The organism is Enterococcus hermanniensis, from assembly GCF_001885945.1.
Classification (GTDB): Bacteria; Bacillota; Bacilli; order Lactobacillales; family Enterococcaceae; genus Enterococcus_A; species Enterococcus_A hermanniensis.
Genome location: NZ_JXKQ01000001.1, coordinates 221,289 through 232,944, shown reverse-complemented (window position 1 = coordinate 232,944; position 11,656 = coordinate 221,289). Strand labels below are relative to the sequence as shown.

9 protein-coding genes are annotated in these 11,656 nt (G+C 39.2%); all 9 read left to right on the top strand.

Annotated elements, in window-relative coordinates; all coding sequences use genetic code 11:
- Positions 1 to 14 precede the first annotated feature (14 nt).
- A complete protein-coding gene (locus RV04_RS01150; protein ID WP_071856637.1) occupies positions 15 to 518 on the top strand; it encodes a cell wall elongation regulator TseB-like domain-containing protein in 504 nt (167 codons plus the stop codon).
- A 27-nt stretch (positions 519 to 545) separates the two neighbouring features.
- Positions 546 to 1,733, top strand: coding sequence for a pyridoxal phosphate-dependent aminotransferase (locus RV04_RS01145; RefSeq protein WP_071856636.1), 1,188 nt, complete (start codon positions 546 to 548; stop codon positions 1,731 to 1,733).
- A 40-nt stretch (positions 1,734 to 1,773) separates the two neighbouring features.
- Positions 1,774 to 3,072 carry an asparagine--tRNA ligase gene (asnS, locus tag RV04_RS01140; RefSeq protein ID WP_071856635.1) on the top strand — a complete coding sequence of 433 codons (1,299 nt, stop codon included), beginning with the start codon at positions 1,774 to 1,776 and terminating at the stop codon, positions 3,070 to 3,072.
- Between the two features lie 181 nt (positions 3,073 to 3,253).
- A complete protein-coding gene (locus RV04_RS01135) occupies positions 3,254 to 5,311 on the top strand; it encodes a heavy metal translocating P-type ATPase (protein ID WP_071856634.1) in 2,058 nt (685 codons plus the stop codon).
- Between the two features lie 148 nt (positions 5,312 to 5,459).
- The gene (locus tag RV04_RS01130; RefSeq protein ID WP_071856633.1) at positions 5,460 to 5,900 is read left to right on the top strand and encodes a CopY/TcrY family copper transport repressor; all 441 of its coding nucleotides are present in this window, start codon (positions 5,460 to 5,462) and stop codon (positions 5,898 to 5,900) included.
- Between the two features lie 42 nt (positions 5,901 to 5,942).
- Positions 5,943 to 6,152, top strand: a complete 210-nt coding sequence (gene copZ / locus RV04_RS01125; RefSeq protein ID WP_071856632.1) for a copper chaperone CopZ — start codon at positions 5,943 to 5,945, stop codon at positions 6,150 to 6,152.
- Positions 6,153 to 8,327 (top strand): heavy metal translocating P-type ATPase, encoded by a 2,175-nt coding sequence (locus RV04_RS01120; protein WP_143139473.1) that lies wholly within the window; start codon positions 6,153 to 6,155, stop codon positions 8,325 to 8,327. It begins immediately after the preceding gene.
- A gap of 1 nt (position 8,328) precedes the next feature.
- Positions 8,329 to 10,449: a heavy metal translocating P-type ATPase gene (locus RV04_RS01115; protein ID WP_379952882.1), complete on the top strand. Its 2,121-nt coding sequence runs from the start codon at positions 8,329 to 8,331 to the stop codon at positions 10,447 to 10,449.
- Positions 10,450 to 10,561: 112 nt separating this feature from the next.
- Positions 10,562 to 11,596, top strand: coding sequence for an HTH domain-containing protein (locus tag RV04_RS01110; protein WP_071856630.1), 1,035 nt, complete (start codon positions 10,562 to 10,564; stop codon positions 11,594 to 11,596).
- The last annotated feature ends 60 nt before the right edge of the window (positions 11,597 to 11,656 follow it).

The window sequence follows — 11,656 nt, the reverse complement described above, 5'->3', positions numbered from 1 at the left end:
GAGGAGTATGATTTTTGGATACGAATAGTACAAAACAACAAAAACTAAATCACTGGTTAGTGGGAATCATCATCTTCTTACTAATTGTCATCGTTTCAGTAAGCATGCTCTTTATCCGTTCCAATCGACCGATGCAACAAGCAAAAAAAGAAGCTGTAAAAATGGCCGAGAAGTACGCTGATATAGAGGATGTCGATCATTTCTACTGGTTCAATCTTGAAAAAACTTATTTTACTGTCACTGGAAAGAATAAATCTGGCGAATCGCTCGTCGTGATTATTCCAAAATCAGGAGACAAAGTAAAAGTTTTAGATCAAAAAGCGGGAATGACTGAACAGCAAATTGAGAATAAATTTATTGAAGATTATCCTGATTTGACTTTTGAAAAAGCCAATCTGGGAATTTATCATGATCAAACGGCCTGGGAAGTTACTGCCAAGGACGAAGCGGGAGCGATCCAGTATTACTTGTTGGCATTTAGTGACGGCAAGATGATCAAAGTCATCAAAGGAATCTAAAAAATCTTGGTAGGGGAGTTATCAGTTATGAAATTATCGCAACGTGTAACAAACTTAGAACCATCCGTTACTTTAGCAGCTACTGCGAAGGCCAAAGAATTAAAAGCCCAAGGATTAGATGTGATTAGTTTGACTGTGGGGGAACCAGATTTTACCACTCCAGAAAATATTGAAAAAGCAGCAATTGAAGGGATCAAAAGTGGGAATGTCAGCTTTTATACTCCTTCTGGTGGAACACCAGAATTAAAAAATGCGATCATCGACGTTACGAAAAAAAATTACGATTTGACTATTGATGCTAGTAATATCATCGTGACCAGCGGGGCAAAATTTGCATTGTATACCTTGTTTCAAACGATTTTAGATGCAGGCGATGAAGTAATTATACCTGTCCCATATTGGGTAAGTTATGGGGAGCAAGTAAAACTAGCGCAAGGAAATCCAGTATTCGTCAGCGGAAATTTGGCTAATGATTATAAAGTCACTTTGGATCAACTAGAAGACGTTCGAACAGCACAAACAAAGGCTGTGATTATCAATTCACCGTCAAATCCAACCGGGATGATTTATACCGAAGCTGAGTTGCGAGCAATCGGTGAGTGGGCTGTTCGTCATGATTTATTGATTATCTCAGATGATATTTATGATCATCTTGTTTATAATGGAAATGAAGCACCGCACATTGCTTCTTTATCTGACGAGATTTTCCATCATACCGTGATCATTAATGGGGTATCAAAAACTTATTCTATGACTGGTTGGCGTATCGGTTATGCAGTAGGAAATCCGGAAATTATTGGCGGGATGACTTCGATCGCTTCTCAAGCGACCAGCAACCCTGCAGCAGTTAGCCAAGCGGCAGCTGTCGAAGCACTAATAGGTCAACAAGAGACCGCAGAAGCGATGCGTCAGGCCTTTGAAGAACGTTTGAATACCATTTATCCAAAAGTTGCAGCATTACCTGGATTTGAATTGAAGAAGCCACAAGGCACCTTTTATTTGTTCCCGAATATTGCTGGAGCAATGAAAATGGGTGGCTATGATAATGTTACGACTTGGGTCAATGATTTACTGGAACAAGAGCGCGTGGCCTTAGTGACTGGCGAAGGTTTTGGTTCGCCCGAAAGCGTTCGGATGAGTTATTCAACTAGCTTGGAAGATCTAGAAGAAGCCGTTGTACGGATTCGTCGTTTTATTGAAAATAGTCAAAAGTAAAAAAATCAATTTCGGGATAAATAAGATAGGAGAGACATTTGTGGAACAAATTCAAATCATCGATGCCAAGAATCATGTTGGCGAAACAGTAAAAATTGGTGCTTGGGTAGCAAATAAACGCTCAAGCGGAAAGATTTCTTTTTTACAATTACGTGATGGAACAGCCTATTTCCAAGCAGTTGTTGTAAAAAGCGAAGTATCTGAAGAGGTTTTTCATTTAGCCAAAGAATTGACACAAGAAACATCAATCATTGTAACTGGTGAGATCCGTGAAGATACACGTTCAAAATTCGGTTATGAATTAGGCGTCAAAGAAATCGAAGTAATCGGTGAAAGCCATGATTATCCGATTACACCAAAAGAACATGGGGTTGATTTCTTAATGGATCATCGCCATTTATGGTTGCGTTCATCACAACAACATGCCATCATGTTGATCCGTAATGAAGTGATTCGTGCAACGTATGAATTCTTCAATAATAATGGCTTCGTGAAAATCGATCCACCAATTTTAACTGGTTCTGCGCCAGAAGGAACTAGTGATCTGTTCGAAACAAACTATTTCGACCAAAAAGCCTACCTTTCTCAAAGTGGCCAATTATATATGGAAGCAGCAGCTATGGCTCTAGGCAAAGTTTTCTCATTTGGCCCAACTTTCCGTGCTGAAAAATCTAAAACACGCCGTCATTTGATTGAATTTTGGATGATCGAACCTGAGATGGCTTTTATGCATCAAGAGGATAGTTTAGAAGTACAAGAACAATATGTTGCTTACCTTGTTCAAAGTGTCTTAGATAACTGTGACTATGCATTGGATGTTTTAGGCCGTGACAAAGAAGTCTTAAAAAACTATACAAAACTGCCTTTCCCACGTATCTCTTATGATGATGCCATCGAATTATTGAAGAAAAATAACTTTGATGATATCGAATGGGGCGATGATTTTGGTTCACCACATGAAACTTTTATTGCCAATTCATTCGACCGTCCGGTCTTTATTTTAAATTATCCAAAAGCAATCAAACCATTCTATATGAAGCCACATCCAACACGCGAAGACGTGGTGATCTGTGCGGACTTGATCGCACCAGAAGGCTATGGTGAAATCATTGGTGGTTCAGAACGCGCAACTGATTATGATTACTTGCTAGAGCAAATTCGTGAAGCGGGTCTGAATGAAGAAGAATATAGCTGGTACTTAGACTTACGTAAATATGGAACAGTGCCGCATTCAGGTTTTGGTTTAGGTTTAGAACGGACGATTACCTTTATTTCAGGGATTGATCATGTTCGTGAAGCTATTCCATTCCCTCGTTTATTAAACCGTATCTATCCATAAAAAAAGAAGTTGAGCCAAAAGTAGAAACATACTTTTGACTCAATTTTTTTTTGATTTCAATCAAAAGAATGGAAGCTAAAGTTTATGAAAAAGCTTTCTTTTTCGCTTGACACATGAGTACCTACTCATATATAATACATATGAATAATCGTTCATGTGTAAAAAGAGAGAAGGGAATTTTATGGAAAAGGTCTATCGTTTGGATGGTTTAGATTGTGCAAATTGCGCAGCAAAAATTGAGCGGTCTGTTCAACAGATCCAAGGAGTCGAAGAGGCAAAAGTTGACTTTATGAGTACAAAGCTTACGATCAAAGCATCAGCAGAAGATATTGATCGTGTAAGCAATGAAGCAAAAGGAATCGTTCATAAATTAGAACCAGAAGTAAATGTTAATAGTGTCCAAGCTGAAAAAAAAGAAGAAACACCTTATAAGAAGTTGATTCAGATTGGGATCGCTGTAATCGCATTGCTTCTTTTGGCCCTTTTTACGCCGCCAATGCCTTGGAAATTAGTTGCCTATCTAATCGTATATCTTTGGGTAGGTTACGACGTATTAAAGACGGCGATCACGAATATTTTCCATGGAGAGCTGTTTGATGAAAACTTTTTGATGGCGATTGCCACAGTGGGGGCCATTGCGATTGGGGAATATCCAGAAGCAGTCGCAGTGATGTTGTTTTATCAAATCGGCGAATTTTTTCAAGATTATGCAGTCACGAAATCAAGAAAATCGATTGGCTCATTATTAGCAATTCGACCGGATTCTGCGAATTTGATCCAAAATGGGGAAGTAAAAAAAGTAGCCCCAGATACGATTGCCATTGGTGATCATATTCTAATCAAACCTGGCGAAAAGGTTCCTTTAGATGGAATCGTAATCGAAGGACGTTCTATGTTGGATACATCAGCTTTAACGGGTGAATCAGTCCCGCGCAGTATAAATAAAGGAGAAGAAATTTTAAGCGGTTTTATTAATCAAAGCGGACAATTGACTGTGGAAGTTACGACAACTTTTGGTGAATCTACTGTAAGTAAAATTCTTGATCTAGTCGAAAACGCTAGCAGTAAAAAAGCTCCGGCAGAGAATTTTATTACGAATTTTGCGCATTACTATACACCGATTGTTGTAGGTTTGGCTGCTTTATTGGCCATCATACCACCACTTGTTACGGGGGAACCATTTTATGATTGGGTTTATCGTGCATTGACGTTTTTAGTAATCTCTTGCCCATGTGCTTTGGTGATTTCCGTTCCGTTAAGTTTCTTTGGCGGGATCGGTGGGGCTAGTAAAGCCGGAATCTTGATCAAAGGAAGTAACTATATTGAGACATTAGCAAAAGTCGATACATTAGTCTTTGATAAAACTGGAACATTAACTAAAGGTGTCTTTCGTGTTCAAAAAGTGGAAACAACTATGGATGAAAAAGATTTCTTACGTTATGTTGCAAGTGCAGAACAAAGTTCAAGTCATCCGATTGCTCAGTCGATCGTTAATTATGTCGATCAACCGTTGTTGCCAGTAACTGAATTAGAAGAACTTGCTGGATTTGGTATTTCAGTAGTGATAGACGGTCAACGCTTCTTAGTGGGGAATGAAAAATTATTGGTAAAAAACCATGTGACTTTCGAACCAGTGAATGAAATCGGGACGCTTGTCTATGTTGCAGCGGATAACGTTTATTTAGGCTACTTGGTTATTGCAGATGAATTAAAAGATCATGTAGCAGCAGCAATCACAGAAGTAAAACACTTAGGCGTTAAACGGACAGTAATGTTGACTGGAGATAACCAAGCTATTGCAAATGCAGTCGGCCAAAAAGTTGGAATTGATCAAGTCTATAGTGAATTACTACCTGAAGACAAGGTCAATTATTTAGAAGCAGAATTGAATCGTGAACAAAAAACGGCTTTTGTTGGCGATGGTATGAATGATGCACCTGTCTTGGCTCGAGCAGATCTAGGAATCGCGATGGGCGGCTTAGGGTCCGATGCAGCGATCGAAGCAGCCGATGTTGTGATTATGGATGATCAACCAGCTAAAATTCCGACAGCCATCCAGATTGCCCGTAAAACGATGAAAATCGTCAAGCAAAATATTGTTTTTGCGATCGGTATAAAAATTATCGTCTTGGTTTTAGGTGCATTAGGTTTTGCTACGATGTATGCAGCTGTTTTTGCTGATGTAGGAGTAACAATCTTAGCAGTTTTGAATGCGATGCGCTGTTTAAAAATCAAATAAAAGTAAAAAGCTTCTCGACTTTTACAAAGGCGAGAAGCTTTTTTTATAGAAATAAAAGAAAATCAGTTATATTAGTTGACGAATGAAGTTTACAACTGTAAACTTGGATTATAAAGATTACAACTGTAAACGAAAAGGGATTCTTTTTATGACAATGACAGTAACGCCTATAAAAATCAGTGATTCTGAATGGGAAGTAATGCGTGTGATTTGGACGCAAGAAGCGACTACAGCTCAAGAAATCATTGCTATTTTGGGACAAACGATGGATTGGAAACCAGCAACGATCAAAACACTTCTGGGTCGTTTAGTAAAAAAAGAAGCTGTCCGCACAGAACAATCAGGCAAAAAATATATCTATTACCCAGCTATCAGCGAAAGCGCCACTGTAAAAAGTGCTACGGAAAATCTTTTTTCTCATATCTGTGCTAAACGAATCGGTGAAACCATTAGTGAACTGATCGAAGAAGCCCAATTGACACCAGAGAACGTAGCCATACTTCAAGAACAACTAGCATCGAAAGAGACGGTTGCTACGATTGAGTGCAATTGTATCCCTGGTCAATGTGAGTGCACCCATCATAAATAAGCAATAATTAAAACAAACAAAACAAACGAGGAGACGGATAAAATGAAAAAACAATTTGCAATTAATGGAATGAGCTGTAACCACTGTGTAGCAAAAGTAGAAAATGCGGTCAATCAATTAGCTGGAATCGATAAGGTGAAAATTAATTTGAAAAAAAATCAAGGCGTTGTAAAGTTTGATGAAACAAAAGTTTCAGCTGAAAAAATTGCTGCAGCAGTGACTGAAGCTGGGTATGAAACAGAGGTGATCTAAGTGCCGACAAGTACAGTAGAAACCTTCGCAATTACAGGCATGACCTGTGCAAATTGCTCTGCTCGAGTGGAAAAGGAATTAAAAACGACCTCAGGTGTGTTAGAAGCCAATGTCAATTTAGCTACTGAAAAAGCTACAGTTCAGTTTGATGAGACAACGACGACGGAAGCTTTAATTCAGCAAGTGGAATCAATCGGATATGGAGCAATCCTCTTTGATGACGCGCACAAACAAAAAATTCAACAAGAAAAAATCACTTATGTCAAAAAAATGAAACGTGACTTGATTTTCAGTGCGCTCTTAACAGCACCATTAGTGGCGGCCATGTTTGGAATGTTGATAGGTAGCCATGGAGAATGGGTCCACTTCTTACATTTACCATGGGTCCAATTGATCTTAGTCACTCCAATTCAATTTGGTGTCGGTCAACGTTTCTATCGTGGAGCGTATCATGCCTTAAAAACAAAAGCACCAAACATGGATGTCTTGGTTGCTATGGGAACAACAGCAGCGTATTTATTGAGCATTTATAATGGGTTCTTTAATCCACATACGTCTGATTTGTACTTTGAAAGCAGCGGGATGATCATCACATTGATCTTATTGGGGAAATACCTTGAACAAAAAGCGAAGACCAAAACGAGTGATGCCATCAAACAACTGATGAATCTGCAAGCGAAGAAAGCCACGTTGATCGTCGATGGGATTGAAACAGAGGTCGCTATCGAAGCCGTTCAAGTCGGTGATCTACTGCGGGTTCGTCCTGGAGAACAAGTTCCAGTGGATGGAAAGATCGTTGCCGGGCAAACGACGATTGACGAAAGTATGTTGACCGGCGAAAGTTTACCGGTCGATAAACAAGTCGATGATTCTATTTTTGGTGGTACGGTCAACACAACAGGAAGTATCCAATTCACTGCTACTCAAGTTGGTAGTATGACGGTACTTTCAAGAATTATTCGAATGGTGGAAGAAGCGCAAGGTGAAAAAGCACCAATTCAACAAATCGCAGATAAAATCTCTAGTATTTTTGTGCCGATTGTTTTAGTGATTGCCCTGTTCACATTATTAGCAACAGGCTTTATCACTCAAGATTGGCAGCAAGCCATCGTACATAGTGTCGCTGTTTTAGTAATTGCTTGTCCATGTGCGCTAGGTTTAGCAACCCCAACGGCGATTATGGTTGGAACCGGGCTAGGTGCAAAATCAGGGATCTTGATCAAAGGTGGGGGTGCGCTTGAGCAAATCGCTCATCTTACCACAGTAGTTCTTGATAAAACTGGAACAATCACAGAGGGCAAGCCAGTTGTGGCTGATTTTGAAGCTTTCGATCCTAATGCATTGAGTTATTTAGTCAGTTTGGAACAACAGTCTGAACATCCATTGGCTCAAGCTATTTATCATTATGGAAAAGAAAAAGCCCCTATTTTACCAGTAACAGATTTTGAGAGTATCACCGGCCGTGGGGTCACAGGAACGATTGCCAACAAAAAGTTATTTGTTGGTTCAAAACGCGGGTTGAATGATCGAAATATTTCTTTTGTCGACGAGCGTGTGGTAGCGTTAGAAGCAGAGGGCAAGACGGTAATGTTTTTAACCGATGAGACGACAGTCTTAGCGTTGATCTCGGTAACAGATAAAGTCAAGCCATCATCGAAAGCAGCTATCAAAGCGCTACATGATCTAGGAATCAACGTAAAAATGTTGACCGGTGATAATCCACGTGCAGCACAGTTTATCGGTGAACAAGTTGGTTTAATTCAAAAAGATATCGTTACGGAAGTATTACCGGAAGACAAAGCTCAGATCATTAAGGAACTACAGTCGAAGCAAGAAATCGTTGGAATGGTCGGCGATGGAATCAATGATGCGCCAGCGTTAGCGTTAGCGGATATCGGAATCGCCATGGGTAGTGGAACGGACATAGCTATGGAAACAGCAGATATCACATTGATGAACAGTGACTTGCTTTCAGTCGAAAAAAGTATTCGATTATCAAAATTAACCTTAAGAAAAATCAAACAAAATTTATTTTGGGCATTTTTATACAATGTGATTGGTATCCCCTTTGCGGCATTGGGCTTTTTGAACCCAATTATTGCCGGAGCAGCGATGGCCTTTAGCTCAGTCAGTGTCTTACTTAATTCATTAAGTTTGAACCGAAAAAAAGTGTAAACTGTCTTTTAATAAATCGAAAAAATTTCAAGAACGAGGAGGGAATAAGGTGAAAGAGAATATGGAAGAACACCAAGCAATGAAGATGGATCATTCAAATCATCAGAATCCGCATGGAGATGCGATGAATGAAATGGATCACCATGAGATGGATCATGGTGGAATGGATCATTCGATGCATATGGGGAATTTCAAGCAGAAGTTTTGGCTTTCATTGGTCTTAGCAATCCCCATCATTCTACTGTCTCCGATGATGGGAATGTCGCTACCTTTTCAATTTACTTTCCCTGGCTCTGAATGGGTCGTCTTGGTTTTAGCAACGATTTTATTCTTTTACGGTGGACAGCCATTTTTAAGCGGAGCAAAGATGGAATTAAAAATGAAAAGCCCAGCAATGATGACACTGATCGCCATGGGAATCTCTGTTTCTTATATTTATAGTTTGTATTCATTTATCGTAAATAAACTGAATCCTCACGAACATGTGATGGATTTCTTCTGGGAACTTGCGACCTTGATCGTTATTATGTTGTTAGGACATTGGATAGAAATGAGTGCTGTCTCAAATGCCAGTAATGCAATCCAGAAATTGGCAGAATTATTACCGGATGAAGTGAATAAAATCGAAGCAGATGGGACTACTAAAAAAGTTAAATTGCAAGAGATAAAAAAAGGGGATCAACTACTTGTTCGTGCGGGTGATAAAATGCCGACCGATGGACAAATCATTGACGGAACAACGATCGTCGATGAGTCTGCGGTTACGGGCGAATCAAAAGGAGTCCAAAAATCGAAAAAGGATCCAGTGATTGGTGGCTCGGTAAATGGTGACGGTACGATCAAAATTCTAGTGACCGGAACTGGAGCAGACGGTTATTTAGCTAAAGTTATGGAAATGGTCAAACAAGCCCAACAAGAAAAATCAAAATTGGAATCTATCTCTGATAAAGTGGCAAAATGGCTATTTTATATTGCTTTAGGTGCTGGTATCTTGACCTTTATCGTTTGGTTGTTCGTTTCAGACTTAGCCCAAGCTTTAGATCGGATGGTCACTGTCTTCGTGATTGCTTGTCCTCACGCTTTAGGGTTAGCGATTCCGTTAGTGATTGCACGTTCAACTTCTTTAGCAGCTAAAAATGGCTTGTTGTTAAAAAGTCGTCAAGCATTAGAACAAGCCAATCAATTAGATTATATCTTTTTAGATAAGACGGGGACGCTGACAGAAGGGAAATTCACTGTGACGGGTGTAGAAGCAATGCATTCAATGCCACAAGCAGAAGTATTAAGCTATGTTGGCGCATTAGAAGCTCAGACAAATCATCCGCTAGCGGTAGGCGTAATGAATTATTTGAAAGCTGAAAATATTACGCCTTATCAAGCGCAAGAGGTTTCTACTTTAAAAGGAATTGGTGTCAAAGGAATCGTCGAAGGACATCAAGTGATTTTAGCAAATCAAAAGGAAGTAGAACGACGAGGTTTGTCTGTTGATCAAAAAAAATTGAGTAATTATCAAGCGCAGGGAAATACACTATCCTTTTTACTGATTGATGATCAGCTGATGGCCTTCTTTGCTATGGGCGATACCTTAAAACCACAAGCTAAAGAGTTTATCAGTCAATTAAAAGACGCAGGCATCGAGCCTGTGATGGTAACCGGCGACAATCAAGCCAGTGCTGAGGCGGTAGCGAATTATTTAGGCATCAAAGAATTTTTTAGTGAACTTTTACCGGATGATAAAGAAAAAATTATTAAGCAATACACAGATAAAGGCAAACAAGTCATGATGGTAGGTGATGGAATCAACGATGCACCTGCTTTAGCGAGAGCTTCGATTGGAATGGCGATTGGTGCTGGGACTGATATCGCGATCGATTCAGCAGATGTCGTCTTGACCAATAGCAATTTGCAAGATATTTTGAAATTTGTTCGTTTGGCAAAACGAACCCACAGTAAAATGATCCAAAATCTTTGGTGGGGAGCAGGCTATAATATTTTAGCCATCCCTTTAGCAGCCGGGATTTTAGCTCCAATTGGTATAATATTAAGTCCAGCAGTTGGAGCTGTATTGATGTCATTAAGTACAATCATCGTTGCCATCAATGCGATGACATTAAACGTCTGAGAATTCAGACGTTTTTTTTTTTGCAAAAAAATTGAGAAAAAAATGTATGGATACTTATGCTATGTTGGAATTGATACATAGGACGAAGGAGAAAAGAAAGAAGGGATGGAGTATGATTTGGCAATTTGTAACACGGAAAAAGTGTCGTCGACAATTAAATTTGATTGAATTGTTACGAGAGGAACGGTATAGTGTCGGTGATTTTGCAGAAAAGTTAGCTGTCAGCCGTAAGACGATCTTGCGAGATCTTTATGAATTACAGCAAAAAAAATATGTTGAAAAAAATTTTTTTTGGCAAATCAATTGGCGACAAGAACCTAGTTATACAGAGCTTTATCGCAAGTTGCTATGGACAGATGATCGCTTTCAACTGTTTCAACAATACTTATGGAATCGTGGAAACAAAAATGTCAATTACTCCAAAGTCAAAGAACTGAATCAACAGTTAGTAGAATTGAATCTCACGGCAAATCGACGAACTGGTAGCTTAATAGGAGAAGAAGCATTGATCCTTCATCTTCAATTACACTATTTACGTGATTTCTTTTCAAACACTGAAAATGAATTGTATCAACATGTCGAACAGAATCAGTGTTCCGTTCAACCATTTAATAATATGGCGACTTGTTTTCCTGATCCACATTTGTTAAAACAATTTGCGAAGAGCTTTGGGTTAAAAGAGCGATATACGCCTTACTTTTTTTTAGATTATACACGCTGTCATTATTCGGTTTGTGCTGACTTTTTTCACCTGCATCAATTACATCAAACCTCATTGTATCAAGCAACGATCCTTGGAATGCAAGTCATCGAGCCAGCAATTCAGTGGGATTCAACGTTAGTCAAAAAAATTTTTACAGTGAAACTATTTGATTTGTTTATTGGTATCCATCAGGGGCTGCCTTTAAGTGTCTACAATTTATATCGAAAATCAGAGAGACCAAGTAACTATTATTATGTATTAAGTAAAGAATTAAAACGCGAGAGTATTTTGCTAGTCAACTGTCGGTTGGATGAGTTGGCAAAAGCGATACACCAGATTTTTCAGTCTAGCCGACAGATGGTCATGAACGCGAACCTCGAGTCTCCCATTGCGGTAGTCAATGAAGCCAACGGATTATTTTCAGCTTTTCAAAATGAAAAGTAAATCTACGATTTTGCTTCCAGAAAGGTTATGCTATAATACTTTGAGAGTGCTTATTCTGTC